19 protein-coding genes and 2 pseudogenes are annotated in these 20,541 nt (G+C 71.6%); 11 read left to right on the plus strand and 10 right to left on the minus strand.

The window, feature by feature from the left end; translation table 11 throughout:
* Positions 1–40 precede the first annotated feature (40 nt).
* Positions 41–409 (minus strand): chorismate mutase, encoded by a 369-nt coding sequence (locus IE262_RS06100; RefSeq protein WP_134032769.1) that lies wholly within the window; start codon positions 407–409, stop codon positions 41–43.
* 10 nt (positions 410–419) lie between these two features.
* Positions 420–1,241, minus strand: a complete 822-nt coding sequence (locus IE262_RS06105; RefSeq protein ID WP_229877184.1) for a helix-turn-helix domain-containing protein — start codon at positions 1,239–1,241, stop codon at positions 420–422.
* A gap of 109 nt (positions 1,242–1,350) precedes the next feature.
* Here IE262_RS06105 and IE262_RS06110 point away from each other — a divergent pair, with 109 nt between their 5' ends.
* Entirely contained in the window at positions 1,351–3,147 is a 1,797-nt protein-coding gene (locus IE262_RS06110; protein WP_189871894.1) for a glycoside hydrolase family 35 protein, read from the plus strand.
* Between the two features lie 110 nt (positions 3,148–3,257).
* Here IE262_RS06110 and IE262_RS06115 read toward each other — a convergent pair whose 3' ends face one another.
* Positions 3,258–4,040 (minus strand): S1 family peptidase, encoded by a 783-nt coding sequence (locus tag IE262_RS06115; RefSeq protein ID WP_134032760.1) that lies wholly within the window; start codon positions 4,038–4,040, stop codon positions 3,258–3,260.
* A 246-nt stretch (positions 4,041–4,286) separates the two neighbouring features.
* Between IE262_RS06115 and IE262_RS06120 the strand changes: the two genes are divergently transcribed.
* A complete protein-coding gene (locus IE262_RS06120) occupies positions 4,287–5,201 on the plus strand; it encodes a hypothetical protein (RefSeq protein WP_134032757.1) in 915 nt (304 codons plus the stop codon).
* 81 nt (positions 5,202–5,282) lie between these two features.
* Positions 5,283–6,128 (plus strand): ankyrin repeat domain-containing protein, encoded by an 846-nt coding sequence (locus IE262_RS06125; RefSeq protein WP_229877126.1) that lies wholly within the window; start codon positions 5,283–5,285, stop codon positions 6,126–6,128.
* Here the strand turns inward: IE262_RS06125 and IE262_RS06130 are convergent.
* Entirely contained in the window at positions 6,076–6,990 is a 915-nt protein-coding gene (locus tag IE262_RS06130; protein WP_134032751.1) for an SDR family oxidoreductase, read from the minus strand. The two genes, IE262_RS06125 and IE262_RS06130, sit on opposite strands and share 53 nt — an antisense overlap.
* Positions 6,987–7,751: pseudogene (locus tag IE262_RS06135) on the minus strand (SDR family oxidoreductase); the annotation flags it as partial. The gene IE262_RS06130 and the pseudogene IE262_RS06135, both read right to left, overlap by 4 nt.
* 197 nt (positions 7,752–7,948) lie before the next feature.
* Between IE262_RS06135 and IE262_RS06140 the strand changes: the two are divergent.
* The 4 genes from IE262_RS06140 to IE262_RS06155 are packed head-to-tail and all read left to right on the plus strand — an operon-like array spanning position 7,949 to position 11,478.
* Entirely contained in the window at positions 7,949–8,710 is a 762-nt protein-coding gene (locus tag IE262_RS06140) for an enoyl-CoA hydratase family protein (RefSeq protein ID WP_189871899.1), read from the plus strand.
* On the plus strand, positions 8,703–9,665 hold the full coding sequence (locus IE262_RS06145) for a CoA transferase subunit A (RefSeq protein WP_229877127.1): 963 nt from the start codon (positions 8,703–8,705) through the stop codon (positions 9,663–9,665). Before IE262_RS06140 ends, IE262_RS06145 begins: the two co-directional genes overlap by 8 nt.
* Positions 9,662–10,420, plus strand: coding sequence for a CoA-transferase subunit beta (locus tag IE262_RS06150; RefSeq protein WP_189871902.1), 759 nt, complete (start codon positions 9,662–9,664; stop codon positions 10,418–10,420). Before IE262_RS06145 ends, IE262_RS06150 begins: the two co-directional genes overlap by 4 nt.
* Entirely contained in the window at positions 10,420–11,478 is a 1,059-nt protein-coding gene (locus IE262_RS06155; protein WP_189871904.1) for an NAD(P)H-dependent flavin oxidoreductase, read from the plus strand. Before IE262_RS06150 ends, IE262_RS06155 begins: the two co-directional genes overlap by 1 nt.
* On the opposite strand, the gene IE262_RS06160 is transcribed toward IE262_RS06155, so the two are convergent.
* Genes IE262_RS06160 through IE262_RS06170 form a run of 3 tightly spaced genes read right to left on the minus strand, consistent with a single transcriptional unit; the run spans position 11,462 to position 14,086 of the window.
* On the minus strand, positions 11,462–12,619 hold the full coding sequence (locus IE262_RS06160) for an acetyl-CoA C-acetyltransferase (protein WP_189871906.1): 1,158 nt from the start codon (positions 12,617–12,619) through the stop codon (positions 11,462–11,464). The two genes, IE262_RS06155 and IE262_RS06160, sit on opposite strands and share 17 nt — an antisense overlap.
* A gap of 31 nt (positions 12,620–12,650) precedes the next feature.
* Positions 12,651–13,262 carry a TetR/AcrR family transcriptional regulator gene (locus IE262_RS06165; protein WP_134032733.1) on the minus strand — a complete coding sequence of 204 codons (612 nt, stop codon included), beginning with the start codon at positions 13,260–13,262 and terminating at the stop codon, positions 12,651–12,653.
* 23 nt (positions 13,263–13,285) lie between these two features.
* A complete protein-coding gene (locus IE262_RS06170) occupies positions 13,286–14,086 on the minus strand; it encodes an SDR family oxidoreductase (RefSeq protein WP_189871908.1) in 801 nt (266 codons plus the stop codon).
* Positions 14,087–14,169: 83 nt separating this feature from the next.
* Here IE262_RS06170 and IE262_RS06175 point away from each other — a divergent pair, with 83 nt between their 5' ends.
* The gene (locus tag IE262_RS06175) at positions 14,170–15,309 is read left to right on the plus strand and encodes an acyl-CoA dehydrogenase family protein (RefSeq protein ID WP_189871910.1); all 1,140 of its coding nucleotides are present in this window, start codon (positions 14,170–14,172) and stop codon (positions 15,307–15,309) included.
* The gene (locus IE262_RS06180) at positions 15,310–16,281 is read left to right on the plus strand and encodes an acyl-CoA dehydrogenase family protein (RefSeq protein ID WP_189871912.1); all 972 of its coding nucleotides are present in this window, start codon (positions 15,310–15,312) and stop codon (positions 16,279–16,281) included.
* Here the strand turns inward: IE262_RS06180 and qcrB are convergent.
* Together qcrB and IE262_RS06190 are read right to left on the minus strand one after the other, a co-directional pair.
* Positions 16,256–17,902 (minus strand): cytochrome bc1 complex cytochrome b subunit, encoded by a 1,647-nt coding sequence (gene qcrB, locus IE262_RS06185; protein ID WP_189871914.1) that lies wholly within the window; start codon positions 17,900–17,902, stop codon positions 16,256–16,258. The two genes, IE262_RS06180 and qcrB, sit on opposite strands and share 26 nt — an antisense overlap.
* Positions 17,903–18,040: 138 nt before the next feature.
* Positions 18,041–18,760 (minus strand): vWA domain-containing protein, encoded by a 720-nt coding sequence (locus IE262_RS06190; RefSeq protein WP_189871916.1) that lies wholly within the window; start codon positions 18,758–18,760, stop codon positions 18,041–18,043.
* A gap of 178 nt (positions 18,761–18,938) precedes the next feature.
* Here IE262_RS06190 and IE262_RS06195 point away from each other — a divergent pair, with 178 nt between their 5' ends.
* Together IE262_RS06195 and IE262_RS06200 are read left to right on the plus strand one after the other, a co-directional pair.
* On the plus strand, positions 18,939–19,871 hold the full coding sequence (locus IE262_RS06195; RefSeq protein ID WP_189871918.1) for a rhomboid family intramembrane serine protease: 933 nt from the start codon (positions 18,939–18,941) through the stop codon (positions 19,869–19,871).
* A 41-nt stretch (positions 19,872–19,912) separates the two neighbouring features.
* Positions 19,913–20,311: pseudogene (locus tag IE262_RS06200) on the plus strand (chitosanase); the annotation flags it as partial.
* Positions 20,312–20,541 lie beyond the last annotated feature (230 nt).

Raw genomic sequence — 20,541 nt, forward strand, 5'->3', positions numbered from 1 at the left:
GCTGTGTCCGGGTGCCCTCGGCCTGCGCGCCGGCCGGGCTTCAGCTGGCGGGCGTGGTGTCACCGCCCGTGGCGGATGCGCCGTTCACCGCGTCGTCCGCGATGCGCTCGTGGTGGCGGATGACCTCGGCGATGATGAAGTTCAGGAGTTTCTCGGCGAATGCCGGGTCGAGGTTGGCGTTCTCGGCGAGGGTGCGCAGCCGGGCGATCTGCTGGGCCTCGCGTGTGGGGTCGGCGGGCGGCAGCCGGTGTTCGGCCTTGAGGTGGCCGACCTGCTGGGTGCACTTGAAGCGCTCGGCGAGCATGTGGACGACGGCGGCGTCGATGTTGTCGATGCTCTGGCGCAGCCGGGCGAGTTCGGCGCGGACGGCGGGGTCGACTTCTCCGGTGCCGGTGTTGCTGGTGGTCATGGGCGTCACCCTACGGGGCGTGCGGTTGTTCGATCGCCGGGCGGCTCTCCTGGGTGCGGAAGCGGACCGGGGCCACGCCGACGCGGCGGGTGAACAGGCGGGAGAAGTAGGCCGGGTCGTCGTAGCCGACGCGGCGGGCCACGGCGGCGACGGGCAGGTCGGTCGAGGCGAGCAGTTCCTTGGCGCGGTCCAGCCGGATGCGCAGGAGGTAGTCCTTGGGGCTGCAGCCCGCGCCGCGCCGGACGGCGGTGCGCAGTTCGGCGGTGGTCATGCCGAGCCGGGCGGCGTGTTCGGCGACCGAGAGGGGCCGGCAGGCGTCGCGGGCGAGGGCCTGCAGGAGCCGGTCTCCGTCGGGGGCGAGGTCGGCGCGGGCGCCGCGCAGGGTGACGAGGAGCTCGTGCAGGGCGGCGCCGGCCGCCACCTCGGGCAGGGGTGTGTCGCGCTGGACGGTGCGGGCGATGCGGCCGATGACGGCGCGGGCGCCGGAGGCGTCCGAGAGGGGCACCACGGGCCGGTTCGGTTCGATGCAGCCGAGTTCGGTGTACGCCTCGGTCGCGGGTCCGGTGAACGCGACCCAGCTCTCGTCCCAGTGCGGGTCGGGGCCGTAGTGGTGCGGGACGCCGGGGGTGAGCCAGAGCAGGACGGGCGCGGTGACCTCGACGCGGGGGCCGTCGCCGGCCCGGAACCAGCCGCCGCCCGCGCCGATCACGACGGCCACGTGGTGGTCGAGGGTGCGGGGCCCGACGGTGGGCAGCTCGCCGTACTGCAGTCCGACGCCGAGGCACGCGAGGCCGAGCCGGTGGAGGGCCGGGCCGGGCGTGAAGTACCGCATCCAGGTGTGGTAGGCGCGCCTGGCTGCGTCCACGGTGTCCTCACTTTCGTCCAAGCGTCGTCGATCTTTGTCCATGGACGGGCCCACCGCCAGGGGCGAGGGTGGGGCCATGAGCGAATCCAGGGTCGGAGACGGCGAATTCAGTGTCGGAGACAGCGATTTCCTGCTGGACGGGCGCCCGGTGCGGCTGCTGTCGGGTGCGCTGCACTACTTCCGGGTGCGGGAGGAGCAGTGGGGCCACCGCCTGGCGATGCTGCGGGCGTTGGGCCTCAACTGTGTGGAGACGTACGTCCCGTGGAACCTGCACGAGCCGCGTCCCGGCGAGTTCCACGAGGTGGGGCAGCTGGGCCGGTTCCTGGACGCGGCCCGGGAGGCGGGGCTGTGGGCGATCGTGCGTCCGGGCCCGTACATCTGTGCGGAGTGGGAGAACGGCGGGCTGCCGCACTGGGTGACGGGCGAGCTGCGCACACGGGACGAGCGGTTCCTTCAGCCGGTGGAGCGCTGGTTCCGGCATCTGCTGGGCGAGGTCGTGCCGCGGCAGATCGACCGGGGCGGGCCGGTGATCATGGTGCAGGTCGAGAACGAGTACGGCAGCTACGGCACCGACCAGGTGTACCTGCGCCGGCTGGCCGATCTGCTGGTCGCCGAGGGCGTGACGGTGCCGCTGTGCACCACGGACGGTCCGGAGGACCACATGCTCTCCGGTGGCTCGGTTCCGGGGCTGCTCGCGACGGTCACCTTCGGGTCCCGCGCACGCGAGGGGTTCGACGTGCTGCGCCGGCACCGCCCCACGGGCCCGCTGATGTGCATGGAGTGGTGGTGCGGCTGGTTCACCTACTGGGGCGGGGAGCAGGCGGCACGCGACGCCGAGGACGCCGCCCGGTCGCTGCGCGAGATCCTGGAGTGCGGTGCCTCGGTGAACCTCTACATGGCGCACGGCGGGACGAACTTCGCGGGCTGGGCGGGCGCGAACCGGGGCGGCGGCGTCCTGCACGACGGGACGCTGCACCCGGACGTCACGTCGTACGACTACGACGCGCCGATCGACGAGTACGGGCGCCCCACCGAGAAGTTCTGGCGCTTGAGGGAGATCCTCGCGGAGTACGCGGACGGCCCTCTGCCGGACGTACCGCCCCCGCCCGCGGTCCTCGGTGAGGCCGCCACGGCGCGACTCACCGCGTGGGCGCCGCTGGAGGACGTCCTGGAGGCCCGCGGCGGTCCGGCGGTCGAGCGGCGGATGCCGCCCACCTTCGAGGATCTGGACGTGGACCGGGGCCTGGTGCACTACTGCGTGGACATCCCCGGGCCCCGGGAGCCGTACCCGCTGCTCGCGCGCGGGCTGCGCGACCTCGCCGTGGTGTACGTCGACGGGGAGCGGGCCGGGGTGCTCACGGAGGACGATCCCCAGCTGAAGGAGCCCGTCGCGGGTCCCGCGCGCGTGGAGCTGTGGGTGGAGTCCCTGGGGAGGGCCAATTACGGTCCCCGGCTCGGCGAGCCGAAGGGCATCACCGGGGGTGTCCTGCACGAGCGGGCGTTCGTGCACGGTGTACGCGCGCGTGGGTTGCGTGTCGACGCGCTGGACGACGTCGAGGGTGTGCCGTTCCGGGAACTGCCCGAGGAGGGCGCCCCCGGGCTGTACCGCGGCACGTTCGAGGTGCGGGGGGCAGGGGACGCGCTCCTCGAACTCCCGGGCTGGACGCGGGGCTTCGCCTGGGTCAACGGCTTCAACCTGGGCCGCTACTGGTCGGTGGGACCGCAGAACGCGCTGTACGTGCCCGGTCCTGTGCTGCGCGAGGGCGTGAACGACCTGTGGGTGCTGGAGCTTCAGGAGGCCGCCGGTGGCCTGCGGAAGCGCACGTCCTCGGTGCCGCCGGGGCTGCCCTCACTGCGGCCGGTCTCGCGGTAGCTCCCCGGGCCGCGGGTCTGGCGTGATCATTGCGAGGGGCGCCCACGACCTCGGTCGCGGGCGCCCCGTGCGTCACAGTGCGGACGCGGAGTCACAGCGTGCACGGCGTGTCACAGGGTGGACGCCGCCTGGGCTATGGCCGACGCGAAGGTCGACACCTCGGTGTAGACACCGGGGGCGTTGGGCCGGGCGCAGCCCTCGCCCCAGCTGACGATGCCGACCTGGATCCAGGCGCCGGCGCTGTCCTTGCGGAACATGGGGCCACCGGAGTCACCCTGGCAGGTGTCGACACCGCCCTGCGGGAGACCGGCGCAGATCTCCTCGCCCGCGACGAGGTCGTCGTAGAGACCCCCATAGGCCTTGCAGGTGGCGTCGCTGACGAACGGCACGGTGGCCTTGAGGAGGTAGCGCTGCTGGGCACCGCCCTCAGTTGCCGCGCCCCAGCCGGCGACGGTGAAGTCACCGGTGTTGTACTGCGTGGTCGTCGCGATCTTCAGGGTCGGCAGGTTGATCGGCTGGGCGAGCTTGATGAGCGCCCAGTCCTTGCCGGTGCCGTTGTAGCCGGGCGCCTGGAGGACCTTGGTGGAGCGCACCTGGACGCGGCCGCTGGTGGACTGGAGGTCCACGACACCCGCGGTGGCGGTGATGCTGGTGTTGTTGCCGGAACCGCTCACACAGTGAGCGGCGGTCAGCACGATCTGCTGGGTGTAGAGGGCGCCTCCACAGCCCATGGAGAGCCGGACCATGAACGGGAACTCGCCCTGCGCGGCACGGGTTCCGCCCACGACCGGGGACGGCGCGGCGCTCGCGCTGACCGGCTGGAGGCTGATGACGGCGAGGGCGGCGGCACCGGCGACCGCGGCTCTCTTGAGGAAGGAGACAAGCTTCTTCAACGGACTGTCCTTTCGTGGGGGGCGAACCTTGCGCGCGCTGATGTCAGGCTCATGACATGTCGACCGACATGGCACACCTCAGATGACGGTCAGGTCCCTGTCAGAACGTTGTGTGAAGTATGAAGATCCGCCTCCGCGGGCCACAAGGGGCGAAAACGCGCCACCGCGCGCCGGTCATCAACCCGTCGGCACGCACAGCCGTCGACTTAGAGTGGAGGCGTACCGAGGCGTCGTGGGGGTGCTGACGTGGCGAACGGCGGACCTGTTGAGCACGGCTACCCGCACCTGGACACCGTACGGGAGTCGATCACCGCTCTGTACAAGCGCCTGTCGTACGACACGATCCACAGCTTCGCCACCAGTCTGGCGCCCGTCGACGTGGCGTTCTGCGACACGGACGACCTGCACCTGGGCGCGCAGCGCGTCGCCCGTGAGATCGTCCTGCACTACCGGCTGCCGGACACCCGGATCATCATCAGCTTCCGCGAGATGGCCCATGCGGCGAACGTCGAGCTGACCGCGGGCCCCGAGTACTTCATCGAGCTCAACGACCGCTTCCGCACCCACCGCCGCGACATCGGCGCGGCCCTCGCCCACGAGGTCATGCACGTCTACCTGCACCGTCTGGGCCTGTCGTTCCCCGGCACCCGCGACAACGAGATCCTCACGGACACGGCGGCGACATACCTGGGCGCGGGCTGGCTCCTGCTGGACGCCTTCCGGGAGGACCGGGCCTCCTCACAGAAGCTGGGCTACCTCACCCCGGAGGAGTTCGGCTATGTGCTCGCGAAGCGGGCGGCGCTGTTCGGCGAGGACCCGTCGGTCTGGTTCACCAGTCCGCAGGCGTACACCGCGTACACCAGGGGCGCGGCCCAGGCCCGTCGCGACGAGCAGCAGCCCCCGCTGACGGCCGCCGGCTGGGCGGGCCGCCGCCGCTACGCCAGGGACCGGCGCCATGCCCAGGACCACCGGTACGCCCAGGGCTCCCGTCCGCCGGGCCCGCTGCCGGGGGTTCCGTACGCGTTCACACCCGACGGCCAGGGCCCGCTGCGCGTGTCCTTCCCCTGTCCCACCTGCCACCAGCGCATCAGAGTCCCCGTCCGGGGCCGGGTCCGCGCCCGCTGCGGGTTGTGCCGGACGGTGCTGGAGTGCGACACGTGAGGCATACCGGATCAGGTCAGGTCCCTATGAGCCTCTTGAGCCGTTGCCTGAAGGGGGCCGGGCGAGCGAGGCTCGGACGCCATGAACGAGCACGAGCAGCCGACCGGACCAGGTCTCTTCACGGCGGTGTACGAGGGTGACGAGGACGCGGTCGTACGGCTGCTGCGCGCCGGTGCGAGCCCGGAGGCGACGGACGGGGACGGCCAGTCGGTCCTGTACCTGACGACGGTCAGCGACAGGCCCGGCATCGCGCGCCTGCTCCTGGCGGCGGGCGCCGACCCGGACCGTCTCAGCGCCGGCACGGACTCCCCGCTGTGCGGAGCGGCCTGCGGCGGCCACACGGAGGTCGTCCGCGCCCTGCTGGCCGCCGGGGCGACGCCCGACCTGGAGGAGGAGCTGGGCTTCACCGCGCTGGCGTGGGCGGTGCAGCGGGGCAACACCGACGTGGTGGCGTCCCTCCTGGAGCACGGCGCCGACCCGGACCGCCCCACCCCGGCGGGCGAGCCCCCACTGGTGGCGGCGGCCCGCCGAGGCTCCCCCTCGTGCGTGCGCGCCCTCCTGGAGCACGGCGCCCACGCGCGCGCGGATGCCCTGGCGGAGGCGCGCCGCTGGCTGACGCTGGACGTGGCGTCGGAGCTGCGCGCCGGGCTGGAGCGGACGTACGGACCGGGACACGAAGTGACGACCCACCGCGTCCCCGAGGACGGCGGCATCACCGCGTGGTCGAACTCCGCACCGGTGACCGGACGGTCGCGGGCAACGACCAGCAGACCGGCCACGCGGAGATCGTGGAGCTGCTGGAGGCGGCGGACACCGAGAGCGCCCGTATCGAGGATGTTCGTGTGGTGTGAACGGCCCGTCGTCGACGCCGACGTCACCCGGCCCCGTACACCGGCCCCGGAGGCTCCGCCTCCGCCAGGAGCTTGAGGGCCGCTTCGCCCGCTTCGGCCGGCGTCCAGCGGGCTCCCCTGTCGGCGGTCGGTCCCGGTCGCCAGCCTTCCATGACCGTGATGCGGCCGCCCTCGGCCTCGAAGACCCGCCCGGTGACACCCGCGCTCGCCGCGGAACCCAGCCACACGACCAGCGGCGACACGTTCTCCGGGGCCATCGTGTCGAAGCCGCTGTCGGGTGCGGCCATCGTCTCGGCGAAGGTGCGCTCCGTCATACGGGTACGGGCCGCGGGAGCGATGGCGTTCACCTGGACCCCGTAGCGCCCGAGTTCTGCCGCCGCGACCAGGGTCAGCCCGACGATGCCGGCCTTCGCCGCGCTGTAGTTGCCCTGACCGACCGAGCCCAGCAGGCCCGCGCCGCTGCTGGTGCTGACGACCCGGGCCACCGGTGTCCGGCCGGCCTTGGCCTCCGCGCGCCAGTGCGCGGCCGCGTGCTTCAGCGGCAGGAAGTGCCCCTTCAGGTGGACGCGGACGACGGCGTCCCAGTCGTCCTCGTCGAGGTTGACGAGCATGCGGTCGCGCAGGAACCCGGCGTTGTTGACGAGGGTGTCGAGCCGGCCGTACGTCTCCAGCGCGGTGCGCACGAGGGACACGGCGCCCTCGGTCGTGGCGATGTCGCCGCCATGGGCGACCGCCTCGCCACCGGCCGCGCGGATGTCGTCGGCGACCCGGGACGCCGGGCTGTCCGGCCCCGGTGTCCCGTCGAGGCCGACGCCGAGGTCGTTGACGACGACACGGGCGCCCTCGGCGGCGTACGCGAGGGCGTGGGCGCGCCCCAGTCCGCGCCCCGCGCCGGTGACGATGACCACGCGCCCCTCACAGATCCGGCGTGCGTTCATCCCGCTTCTCCTTTTCCGGTCCGGTGGTTGACGGTCGCGGCGTCGAGGAAGGCCGGCCGTTCGCCGCCGCCGTGGACGAGGAGCGAGGCCCCGGTGATGTACGCGGCGGCGTCCGAGGCGAGGAATACGGCGGCTGCGCCGATGTCGGAGGGCTCGGCGAGGCGCCCCAGCGGGACCGTGCGGGCGACGGCCGCGATGCCGCCCTCGTCGCCGTAGTGCAGGTGGGACAGTTCGGTGCGGACCATGCCGACGACGAGGGTGTTGACGCGGATGTCCGGCGCCCACTCCACGGCCATCGAGCGGGCCAGGTTCTCCAGTCCCGCCTTGGCCGCGCCGTACGCCGCCGTCCCGGGCGAGGGACGGGCCCCGCTCACACTGCCGATCATCACGATGGCGCCCCCGGCCCGTGCGAGGTGCTCGTACGCGGCGAGCGAGACGGTCAGCGGCGCGGTGAGGTTGAGCTCGATGACGCGGGCGTGACGCCGGGCGGCGGTAGCGGTACCGGCGTCGGCCAGGGGGCGGTAGGGGGAACCGCCCGCGTTGTTCACGAGGACGTCGACCCGGGGCAGGCCGTCGAACAGGCGGTGCACGGAATCGGGGTCCCGTACGTCCACGGGCACGAACTCCGTTCCCTCGACCGGCTTTTCGGGGGGCCGCCGGGCGCAGACGACGGTGTGGGCACCCGCCTCGACGAAGGCCCGCGCGATCCCGGCGCCGACACCACGGGTGCCTCCGGTGACGAGGGCGAGCTTGCCCCTGAGCCCTGTGCGGCCTTGCTGTGGTCCTGCCGGCTGTGCGGCTGGCTGTGGTCCTGCCGGCTGCCCGGCTGGGTTTCCGGCTTGCTGTGGTCCTGCTCGCTGTGCGGAGTTATCCACAGGCTCTCCCGCGGGCTTCCGTTCGCTGCTACCTTCGACAGCGAACCTAACAAACGTTTGGTGGAAAGGTAGCTGATGAGCTGATGGGTGTCTCCACCTCGTCCCCGGAGAAGGGGATTTCCGTCGTCACGGTCGACTTCCCGCCGGTGAACGCGCTGCCGGTGCGCGGCTGGTTCGAGCTGGCCGGGGCCGTGCGCGCGGCCGGGCGCGATGCCGATGTCCGCTGTGTGGTGCTGGCGGCCGAGGGGCGCGGATTCAACGCGGGGGTGGACATCAAGGAGATACAGGCGCAGGGCGGCCCGGCCCTGGCGGGTGCCAACGAGGGCTGCGCGGAGGCCTTCGCCGCGGTGTACGAGTGCGAGGTGCCCGTGGTCGCGGAGGTGCACGGCTTCTGTCTGGGGGGCGGGATAGGCCTGGTGGGGAACGCGGACGCGATCGTGGCGAGCGACGACGCCACGTTCGGCCTGCCCGAGTTGGACCGCGGCGCGCTGGGCGCGGCCACGCACCTGGCCCGGCTGGTCCCCCAGCACCTGATGCGCGCGTTGTACTACACGTCGCGCACGGCGACCGCGGCCGAGTTGTCCACGCACGGGTCGGTCTGGCGGGTCGTGCCGCGCGGCGAGCTGCGCGGCGCCGCGCTGGAGTTGGCCCGCGAGATAGCCGCCAAGGACGGCAGGCTGATCCGGCTCGCCAAGGCTGCCATCAACGGCATCGACCCCGTCGACGTCCGCCGCAGCTACCGCTTCGAGCAGGGCTTCACCTTCGAGGCGAGCCTCAGCGGGGTGGGCGACCGGGTCCGGGACGGCTTCGGGAAGGACGGGGCGCAGGTGGGTGACCATGGCTGACAAGACAATGACCGCCGACGAGGCCGTCTCCCGGCTGGAGAGCGGCATGACCCTCGGCATCGGCGGCTGGGGCTCACGCCGCAAACCGATGGCGCTGGTGCGGGCGCTGCTGCGTTCCGGGATCACCGATCTCACGGTCGTCTCGTACGGCGGCCCGGACGTGGGCATGCTCGCGGCCGCCGGACGTATACGGAAGCTGGTCGCCGCGTTCGCGACCCTCGACTCGATCCCGCTCGAACCGCACTACCGCGCGGCCCGTGAGTGCGGAGCCTTCGAGCTGATGGAGGTCGACGAGGCGATGTTCATGTGGGGCCTGCACGCGGCCGCGAACCGGCTGCCCTTCATACCGGTGCGCGCGGGTATCGGCTCGGACGTGATGCGGGTCAATCCCGGATTACGGACGGTCCGTTCGCCGTACGAGGACGGCGAGACGCTCGTCGCCATGCCCGCCCTGCGGATGGACGCGGCGCTCGTCCACCTGAACCGCGCGGACCGGCTGGGCAACGGGCAGTACCTGGGCCCGGACCCGTACTTCGACGACCTGTTCTGCGAGGCGGCCGACCGCGCGTACATCTCGTGCGAGCGCATCGTGGACACAGCGGAGCTGACGAAGGAGGCGGCGCCCCAAACGCTGCTGGTGGGACGGCACACGGTGCACGGAGTGGTGGACGCTCCGAACGGGGCGCACTTCACCTCGTGCGTCCCGGACTACGGCCGGGACGAGGAGTTCCAGCGGTACTACGCGAGCACCCCCTGGCCGGAGTTCGCCGAGCGGTTCCTCACCGGGGACGAGCAGCACTACCAGCGGGCCGTACAGGCCTGGCGCAAGGAGCGCGAGGAGACGGAGGAGAAGAAGGGGAAGACGGCGCACGAGGAGAAAGCGAACGAGGAGAAGGGGCACGAGGAGAAAGCGCACGAGGAGCAGAAGGCATCCATGGAGAAGGAGGGGACATGACGGCCGTGACCCGGGCCGAGTACTGCGTGATCGCCTGCGCCGAGGCCTGGCGCGGTGCCGGCGAGATCCTCGCGAGCCCCATGGGCCTGATCCCCTCCGTGGGTGCGCGGCTGGCCCGGCTGACCTTCGCCCCGGAACTGCTGCTGACCGACGGTGAGGCGATACTCGTCGGTCCGGACGGTGCGCCGGAGGGCTGGCTGCCGTACCGCAGGCACCTGACCCTGGTCACCGGCGGCAGACGGCACGTGATGATGGGCGCGAGCCAGATCGACCGGTACGGCAACCAGAACATCGCGTGCATCGGAGACTGGACCAAGCCCCGCCGGCAGTTGCTCGGGGTGCGGGGTGCACCGGTCAACACGCTCAACAACCCGACCAGTTACTGGATACCGAGGCACTCCCGGCGGGTCTTCGTCGAGCGGGTCGACATGGTGTGCGGGGTGGGATACGACCGTGTGGCCGAGCATCCGGTCGCGGGCCGTTTCCACCGCATCCCCCGCGTGGTGTCCGACCTGGGGGTCTTCGACTTCGCCACGCCGGATCACTCGATGCGCCTGGCCTCGCTGCACCCGGGGGTGACGGCGGCGCAGGTGCGGGAGGCGACGGGATTCGAGCTCACGGTTCCCGATGACCTTCCCTGGACGCGTGAACCGACGCCGGAAGAGCTGCGGTTGATCCGTGAGGTGCTCGACCCGAAGGGCACCCGGGAGCGGGAGGTCCCGAACCCCGCGACGGCCGGGGAGGCGGTCCGCTGATGGACACCGCGTTCACCCGGCTCGTGGGAGTGCGTCATCCCGTCGTGCAGACCGGCATGGGCTGGGTGGCGGGCCCCCGCCTGGTCTCCGCCGCGGCGAACGCGGGCGCGCTCGGCATCCTGGCGTCCGCGACGATGACGCTCGACCAGCTGCGGGACGCCACGAGGGAGGTGAGGTCCCGCACGGACGCGCCGTTCGGGGTGAATCTGCGGGCCGACGCGGGGGATGCCCATGACCGGGTGCGGATCATCATCGAGGAGGGTGCGCGTGTGGCCTCGTTCGCGCTGGCGCCGTCCAGGGAGCTGATCGCCGAGCTCAAGGACGCCGGTGTGGTCGTCATCCCCTCCATAGGTGCCCGCCGGCACGCGGAGAAGGTGGCGGCGTGGGGTGCGGACGCGGTGATCGTGCAGGGCGGCGAGGGCGGCGGGCACACCGGGGAGGTGGCGACGACGGTGCTGCTTCCCCAGGTGGTCGACGCCGTGGACATACCGGTCGTGGCGGCGGGCGGTTTCCACGACGGGCGGGGCCTGGTGGCGGCGCTGGCGTTCGGGGCGGCGGGGATCGCCATGGGCACGCGGTTCCTGCTGACCGCAGACTCGACGGTCCCGGACGGCGTGAAGGCCGCGTACCTCGCGGCGACCGTCCGGGACGTCACGGTCACCACGGCCGTGGACGGGCTGCCGCACCGCATGCTGCGGACGGGGTTCGTGGATGCCCTGGAGAGGTCCGGACGTGTGAGAGCGCTCCTTCGGGCGGTGCGCCATGCGGCTGGTTTCCGTAAGGTCTCCGGGCTGTCCTGGTCCCGGATGGTGCGCGACGGGCTGGCCCTGCGGCACGGCAGGGACCTCACCTGGAGCCAGGTTCTCCTGGCCGCCAATACCCCGATGCTCCTCAAGGCGTCGATGGTTCAGGGCCGTACGGATCTCGGGGTGATGGCGTCGGGGCAGGTCGCCGGGGTGATCGACGACCTGCCGTCGTGCACGGAGTTGGTGGACCGGATCATGGCGGAGGCGGAGGAGGTGCTGAAGTCCCTGGAGGCGCTCAGAGTCGCTCGATGATCGTCACGTTCGCCTGTCCCCCGCCCTCGCACATCGTCTGGAGGCCGTAGCGGGCACCGGTGCGTTCGAGTTCGTGGAGGAGCGTCGTCATCAGCTTGGCGCCCGTGGCGCCGAGGGGGTGGCCGAGGGCGATGGCACCGCCGTTGACGTTGACCTTGTCCGGGTCGGCCCCGGTCTCCTTCAGCCAGGCCAGGACGACGGGCGCGAAGGCCTCGTTGATCTCGACGAGGTCGATGGCGTCGAGGGAGAGGCCCGTCTTCTTCAGGGCGTGCGCGGTCGCCGGGATGGGGGCGGTGAGCATACGGATGGGGTCCTCGCCGCGCACGGAGAGGTGGTGGACGCGGGCGCGCGGGGTCAGCGCGTGCTCCTGTACGGCCCGTTCGGAGGCGAGGAGCAGCGCGGCGGCGCCGTCGGAGACCTGGGAGGAGCAGGCGGCCGTGACGGTGCCGCCGTCGATCACCGCTTTGAGGGCGGCCATCTTCTCCAGCGAGGTGTCGCGGCGCGGGCCCTCATCGGCCGTGACGTCCCCGTACGGGACGGTTTCGCGCTCGAAACGGCGCTCGTCGATGGCCCGGACCGCGCGCTGGTGGGAGCGCAGGGCGTACTCCTCCTGGTCGCGGCGGCTGATGCCCCACTTGGCGGCGATCATCTCGGCACCGGCGAACTGGTTCACGGGCTGGTCTCCGTAGCGGGCGCGCCAGCCCTCGCTGCCCGCGAAGGGTCCCTCGGTGAGGCCGAGCGGTACGGCGGCCTGGCGGGAGGCGAAGGCGATGGGGACCATCGACATGTTCTGGACGCCGCCCGCGACGACCAGGTCCTGGGTGCCGGACAGCACGGCCTGCGCGGCGAAGTGCACGGCCTGCTGGGAGGAGCCGCACTGGCGGTCGACGGTCACGCCCGGCACCTCCTCGGGCAGTCCGGCGGCGAGCCAGCAGGTGCGGGCGATGTCGCCGGCCTGGGGCCCGACGGTGTCCAGGCAGCCGAAGACGACGTCCTCGACCGCGGACGGGTCGATCCCGGAGCGGGTCACCAGTTCCTTGAGGACGTGCGCCCCGAGGTCGGCCGGGTGGACCCCGGCCAGGCCTCCCCCGCGCCGCCCGACGGGCGTACGGACCGCTTCGACGATGTAGGCCTCGGCCATGTCGGCTCCCTGGGTTCAACAGTTGGAACAGCTATTCGCGTACGGCGATTCCGTCCAGCACCATCGACAGGTACTGGCGGGCGATCTCCTCCGGGCTGTGCTGTCCGCCGGGCCGGTACCAGGACGCGGCGACCCACACGGTGTCGCGCACGAACCGGTAGGTGAGCCGGATGTCGAGGTCGGCCCGGAAGACCTTGGCGGCGACCCCGCGCTCCAGCGTGGACAGCCACGCCTTCTCGAACTTGCGCTGCGACTCGGCGAGGAACGCGAAGCGCTCCTGCGGGGCGAGTTGCTTGGACTCCTTCTGGTAGATGGCGACGGCGGCGCGGTGCCGGTCGATCTCCCGGAAGGACTCGGTGACCAGGGCCTCCAGGGTCTCCCGGGGCCCGAGCCCGGAGTCCAGGACCGCGTCGTAGCCGTCCCAGAGCTCGTCGAGGAAGGTCCGCAGGATCTCCTCCAGCATCGATTCCTTGGAGTCGAAGTGGTAGTAGAGGCTGCCCGCGAGCATCCCCGCGTGATCAGCGATCTTGCGGACGGTGGTGGCGTTGTAACCCTGCTCGGCGAAGACCTCGGCGGCGGTGTCGAGGAGTTCGCGCCGCCGTTCCGGTACGGCGGTCACCTGGGGCTTCTTCTTGGTAGGCACGGACACATTGTGGTCCCAGGGCCCTAGGGGTGCTGGCTGCTGACGGCGACGACCTCGCCGGTCATGTAGGACGAGTACCCGGACGCCAGGAAGACGATCGCGTTGGCCACCTCCCAGGGTTCGGCATACCGCCCGAAGGCTTCGCGGGCGGTCAGCTCGGCGAGCAGTTCCGGGGTCGTCACCTTCACGAGGTGCGGGTGCATGGCGAGGCTCGGCGAGACCGCGTTGACCCGTACCCCGTACTCGGCGGCTTCCACGGCCGCGCACCGGGTCAGCGCCATGACGCCCGCCTTGGCGGCGGCGTAGTGGGCCTGTCCGGCCTGGGCGCGCCAGCCGGCCACGGACGCGTTGTTGACGATGACTCCGCCGCGGCCGCTCACACCTGACGCACGGAAGGCCCGCAGGGCGGCCCGTATGCACCGGAACGTGCCGTTCAGCGTCACGTCCAGCACTCGCGACCACTGCTCGTCGGTCATGTCGACGAGCGGGGAGGTACCGCCGAGTCCCGCGTTGTTGACCACGATGTCGAGCCCGCCGTGCCGGCTCCGGGCAGTGTCGAAGAGCCCCCGGACCTGGGATTCGTCGGTGACGTCGCACGGCTGCGCGCCGACGGCGTGCTCGCCGAACTCCCCGGCCAGCACCTCCTCGTACTCCTTGAGCCGCCGGGTGTGCGCGTCGCTGATCAGGACCCGCGCGCCCTCCTCAAGGAACCGGCGCGCGGTGGCCCCGCCGATCCCCGCGCCCGCGGCCGCGGTGACCACCGCGGTGCGCCCTCGCAACAGTCCGTGACCGGGCACGTACGCCGGACTCTCGACGTCTGTCATAGGGCCACGCTAACCTACCAAACACTTGTTAGGGAAGAATGGCAGGGAAGAACGACGACGCATGACAGCGAAGGACGGTGACCGTGGACCTGACGCTCTCCCGCGCCGACGAGGCGTTCCGCGCCGAGGCCCGCGCCTGGCTCGACGCCCATGTGCCGGCCGAGCCGCTGCCCTCCCTGGAGACCGAGGAGGGCTTCGCGGCGCACCGCGCCTGGGAGGCCGAGCTGGCGGCGGACCGCTGGTCGGTGGTGTCCTGGCCCGAGGAGTACGGGGGCCGGGGAGCCGACATCGTCCGCTGGCTGGTCTTCGAGGAGGAGTACTACGCGGCGGGCGCCCCCGGCCGGGTCGGTCAGAACGGCATCAGTCTCCTCGCCCCCACGCTCTTCACCCACGGCACGCGGGAGCAGCGCGCGCGGGCGCTGCCGCCGATGGCGACGGGGCGGACGGTGTGGGCGCAGGCCTGGTCGGAGCCGGAGGCCGGTTCGGATCTGGCCTCGCTCACCTCGCGCGCGGTGCGCGCCGACGGCGGCTGGCTCCTGAGCGGGCTGAAGACGTGGTCGTCGCGGGCGGCGTTCGCGGACCGGGCGTTCGGCCTGTTCCGCAGCGAGCCGAACACCCCGAAGCCCCATCAGGGGCTCATCTACCTGATGTTCGACCTGCGCGCGCCCGGTGTCACCGTCCGTCCCATAGGCCGCCTCGACGGCAAGCCCGCCTTCGCCGAGCTGTTCCTCGACGAGGTCTTCGTGCCCGACGAGGACGTGGTCGGTGAGCCGGGCCAGGGCTGGCACATCGCCATGTCGGCGACCGCCGACGAGCGTGGGCTCACGCTCCGCTCCCCGGGCCGTTTCCTCGCGGCCGCCGACCGCCTGGCCGCGCTCTGGCGGGAGCGCGGCCGGGATCCGCTCGCCCGTGACCGCGTCGCCGACGCCCTCATCGGGGCCCGCGCCTACCAGCTCTTCACGTACGCCGCCGCCTCCCGCTCCGCCGAGGGTGAGCGGCTCGGCCCCGAGTCCAGCCTGAACAAGGTCTTCTGGTCCGAGTACGACATCGCCGTGCAGGAGACGGCCCTCGATCTCCTGGGCGAGGAGGGCGAGCTGGCGGGCACGGACTGGTCGGAGAGCTATGTGTTCTCCCTGGCGGGCCCGATCTACGCCGGCACGAACGAGATCCAGCGCGACATCATCGCCGAGCGCCTGCTCGGCCTCCCGAAGGGCCGCCGCTAGATGCGCTTCCTCCTGACCACTGAGCAGCGGGCCTTCGCCGACTCGCTGGACGCGATGCTGACGGCCGCGGACACGCCGTCGGTGGTACGGGACTGGAGCCGCGGTGATCAGGCCACGGGCCGCGCTCTGTGGCGCCGTATCGCTCAGGCGGGGGTCTTCGCGCTGGCCGCTCCGGAGGCGTACGAGGGGGTGGGTCCGCTGCCTGTCGAACTCGCGGTCGCCTTCACGGAGTTGGGGAGGCATGCCGTTCCGGGCCCGTTGGTGGAGACCGTGACGGCGACCGTTCTGCTCACCGGGCTGGACGACCCGGGTCCCGCCAAGCGCCGGGTCCCGGCGCTGGTGACGGGCGAGTCGACGGCGACCGTGGCGCGTGCCGGGTCGTACGCCCTCGACGGGGACACAGCCACGACCCGTCTGTCCCTGACCGCCGACGGCGCGTTGCGCCTCGCCCCCGGGCACGGGCCCGTCCGCCGCTCCCTGGACCCGGCTCGCCGCCTCACACTCCTGCTTCCCGGCGGCGAACTCCTCGCCGCCTCATCGTGCTTCGCCCACGCCCTCCTCTGGGCCCGGCTCGCCACCGCGGCGCAGGCGCTCGGGGTCGGGCTGGCGCTGCTCGACAGGACGGTGGCGTATGTGCGGCAGCGGACCCAGTTCGGCGTGCCCACAGGCTCGTTCCAGGCGGTGAAGCACCGGCTGGCCGACGCGAAGGTGGCGCTGGAGTTCGCGCGCCCGCTGGTGCTCGGCGCGGCGGTCACGCTGGACCCGGGCGATGTGGCCGCCGCCAAGGTCACCGCCTGCGAGGCCGCGTACGCGACCGCGCGCACGGCCCTGCAACTGCACGGTGCGATCGGCTACACCGCCGAGTACGACCTGTCGCTCTGGCTCACCAAAGCCCGTGCCCTGCGGACGGCGTGGGGCACGCCGGGCGAGTGCCGGGAGGTGGTCCTCAGTGGGGGTGGTCGCCGCTCGTGAGCTCCCGGTACTCCTCGGCGGTCGGCTTCGGGATGTGGCTGTCCGGCCCGTACATGGCGCGGGCGAGGCGCGCGCGCAGCCGCTGGGAGCCCTTGACCCGGCGGACCACGCCGTTCGCGTCGACGCGCGGCCCGGTCTCGTACGGCGGCGCCTGCTCATGCTGGGTGAGCGTGTGCAGGTGCTCCCGGGAGAGCGGCGCGTGGATCTCGACGTACTCGCCGTGCGGGAGCCGTTTGATCACGCCGGTCTCCCGCCCGTGCAGCACCTTGTCGCGGTCGCGGCGCTGCAACCCCAGGCAGATCCGCTTGGTGACGACGAAGGCCAGCACCGGCACCACGAAGAACCCGATGCGCACGAACCAGGTGATGGAGTTGATCGACAGGTGCAGATGCGTGGCCACGATGTCGTTGCCGCCGCCGATCAGCAGCACCCCGTACAGACTCAGCCAGGCCACGCCCAGCGCGGTGCGCACGGGTGCGTTGCGCGGCCGGTCCAGGAGGTGGTGCTCACGCTTGTCCCCGGTGATCCACCCCTCGATGAACGGGTACACGGCGATGGCCAGCATGATCAGCGGGAAGAGCGCGAAGGGGATGAAGACGCCCAGGGCCAGTGTGTGGCCGAAGGCGTTGATCTCCCACCCCGGCATCACCCGGATCAGCCCCTCGGAGAAGCCGAGGTACCAGTCGGGCTGGGCGCCGGTCGTCACCAGGTCGGGCCGGTACGGTCCGAAGGCCCACACGGGGTTGATCGTCGCGATCGCCCCCATCAGCGACAGCACGCCGAAGACGAGGAAGAAGAAGCCGCCGGCTTTGGCCATGTAGACCGGCATGAACGGCATACCGACCACGGACTTCTGGTCCCGTCCGGGCCCGGGGTACTGCGTGTGCTTGTGGTAGAAGACGAGGACCAGATGGGCCACGACCAGGCCCAGCATGATCCCGGGCAGCAGCAGCACGTGGATCGGGAAGAACCGCGAGATGATGTCGTGTCCGGGGAACTCCCCTCCGAAGAGGAAGAAGGAGAGGTACGTCCCCACGATCGGGATCGACAGGATGGCGCCCTGCGCGAACCGGACGCCGGTGCCGGAGAGCAGGTCGTCGGGGAGCGAGTAGCCGGTCAGGCCGGTGATGAGGCCGAGCATCAACAGGGTCCAGCCGAACAGCCAGTTGAGCTCGCGCGGCTTGCGGAACGCACCGGTGAAGAACACCCGCATCATGTGCACCAGCATCCCGGCGACGAACACGAGCGCGGCCCAGTGGTGGATCTGCCGGATCAGCAGTCCGCCGCGTACATCGAAGCTGATCTCCAGCGTGGACTCGTACGCCCTGGTCATGATGACGCCGTTGAGGGGCTCGTACGAGCCGTTGTAGACGACCTCGACGCCGCTCGGCTCGAAGAAGAGCGTGAGATAGACGCCCGTGAGGATCAGGATGAGGAAGCTGTAGAGGCAGACCTCGCCGAGCATGAACGACCAGTGGTCCGGGAACACCTTGCGCAGGTTGGCCTTCGCCAGCGCGTAGACCCCCAGGCGCCCGTCGGCCCAGTCCGCGAGCCGTTCCCCCGTGCCCGCCGTGGGGCCTCGTCCGCGGCCCTTCTCTCTGACCGATCGCGCGCCATCCATACGTCGTCGCCCGCCCTCCCGTCGGTTGCCCTCAGGGTGGCACGCACGGCCCACGATGTAAATGGGGGCCACTCCCCGTTTCTGATCACACGCTCACACCGCGCCCCCGGCGCTGAGGTGCCTCAGCTGCTTCTGCGCTTACGCCACGATGCCCTGGGCCCGTGCAGCAACCAGCCACTTCGGGAACTCACCCACCAGCCGGTCGTACAGCTGCCCGTCGGAGACCCGCCCGGGATCCGAACCGGCGTGGAAGAACCCGGCGTTGTCGACGACCCGCCTGCCCGGCACCGCCAGCTCGTCGAGCCTGCGCAGGAAATCGAACTGCTTGCTGTCCGGATCGCCGAACCCGATGAACTGCCAGAACAGCGGCAGCCGGGCCGCTTTGCACAGATACCGTTCCGCCGCGAGCTTGCTGATCGGCCCGCCGTCGGTCTGGAAGACGACGAGAGCGGGGTCCGGTGAACCGCTGTCGAGGTAGTGGTCGATGACGGCGTCCATGGCCAGGTGATAACTCGTCTTGCCCATATGCCCGAGCCCGGCCACGATGCGCTCGATACGGCCCTGGTGGTCGGCGAGGGCGATGTCGGCGACGGCGTCGACGTCGGTGGAGAAGAAGACGACGGGTACGGTCCCGTCGTCGTCGAGGTGCGCGGACAGACCGAGCACGCGGTCGGCGAGCGCCTGCACGCTGCCGTCCCGGAAGTACGGTCGCATCGACCCGGAGTAGTCGACGACGAGGTAGACCGCCGCCCGCTGCCCGTTCAGCCCGTGCTTGGCCAGGCTGACACCGGCGGTCTTGTAGAGGCTGACGAGTGCGGGCGCGGTCTCCTCGACCTTGCTGAGGCTGATCGCGGCCATGCGGACTCCTTCGGGGCTGGTACGGGACGCCGAGGCTATCGCCACACCACCCCCTTCCCTCGCTCCGGTCACCGGCGTTCGCTATTTTGTTCGCCGCCGTATTGTGTTCGGCTCCGTATGTGTTCGCCGCCGTCCCCACCGGCTCACCGTCAGACCCGCACACCGCAAGGAGCCGGCAGTGGAACCCGATTCGCCGTCCGAGTCCGCCGTCACCACCTGCTACCGCCACCCCAAGGTGGAGTGCCACGTCCGCTGCACACGGTGCGACCGGTACATCTGCCCGGACTGCATGCGGGAGGCGGCCGTCGGGCACCACTGTGTGGAGTGCGTGCGGGAGGGAGCCCGCTCGGTCCGGGAGGCGCGCACGGCGTTCGGCGGGCGTATCACCACGGCGCCGCTCGTGACGTACGCCCTCATCGCGCTGAACGTCCTCGCCTACCTGGCCGAGGTGGTCCGCCCGGAGATACTGGACCGTTTCTCGATGCTGGGGGCGGGGCTGACCGGCCCGGACGGCGGTCACTACGTCTGGCAGGACACCTACCCCGCCGGCTTCTCGCCCGAGGGCGTCGTGAACGGCGAGTGGGACCGCCTGCTCACCGGCGCGTTCCTGCACCTTCCGCCCACCCAGGGCACGTTCGGGATCCTGCACATCGTGATGAACATGGTCACGCTGTGGAACGTGGGTCGGGTGGTGGAGTCGCAGCTCGGCCGGTCCCGCTACCTCGCCCTGTACGGGCTGTCCGCGCTGGGCGGCTCGGTCCTGGTTCTCCTCCTGGCACCCACGACGAGCACGGTGGGGGCGTCGGGCGCGCTCTTCGGCGTGAGCGCCGCGTACTACGTCCTGGCCCGCCGCCTCGGTGCCGACCCGCGGAGCGTCAACCGTTTCATGGCGGGCCTGCTCCTGTGGCTGGTCCTCTCCGCGGCGATCACCTCCTGGCAGGGCCACCTGGGCGGCCTGCTGACGGGCTCGGCGGTGGCCCTGGCCTTCGCCTACGCACCCCGCGGCGGCCGCCGCACGCTGGTGCAGGCAGGGGCGTGCGTGGTGCTGCTGGCCGTGCTGGTGCTCCTGGCGGTGGGGATGGCGTCAGCGCTGAAGAACGGAACGGCCTGAGTCACCCGGAGGCGCGCGAGCACCTCACGCCGGGGAGCCGGGTGCCCGCGTCCGAGCGGGCCCGCCAGGACGCGAAGGCGCGGGCCGAGGCCGAACGCGCCGCCGACGAGAAGGTGATCGCCGCGGCGCCCCCGGGCCTGGCCGCCCCCGAAAAGAAGGAACTGGCCCAGAAACTGGTGGCGAGTGCCGAGAAATCGACCCTCGACTGGCGCACCACGTACGGCTCCATCGAGGACATCGGAGACGGCTGCGGCTACACCGCCGGCATCATCAGCTTCTGCACCGGCACCCACGACCTGCGCGTCCTGGTCGAGCGCTACACGAAGTCCCACCCGGACAACGGCCTCGCCACGTACCTCCCCGCACTGCGCGAGGTGGACGGCACGGACTCCCACGAAGGCCTCGACCCCGGCTTCACCGAGGCCTGGCGTGCGGAGGCGAACGCCGCCCCTACCCGTCCCATCCCGGGGCTCCGCCCCGGACCCCGCTCCTCAAGTGTCGGAGGGGCTGGATTTCCAGCCCCTCCGACACTTGAGGACGAGGCCGTTCAGGCCGACAAGCGGGGGTCTGGGGGACGGCAGCCCCCAGGTATGGGACGGGTAGGGGCGGCGGGGGCGAAAAGTGCGACGCCCACCCAACGTCCGGTCGGGGACAAAGGGTGGGCGTCGCG

Source organism: Streptomyces bluensis (genome assembly GCF_014650715.1).
In the GTDB taxonomy this organism is placed as follows: Bacteria; Actinomycetota; Actinomycetes; order Streptomycetales; family Streptomycetaceae; genus Streptomyces; species Streptomyces bluensis.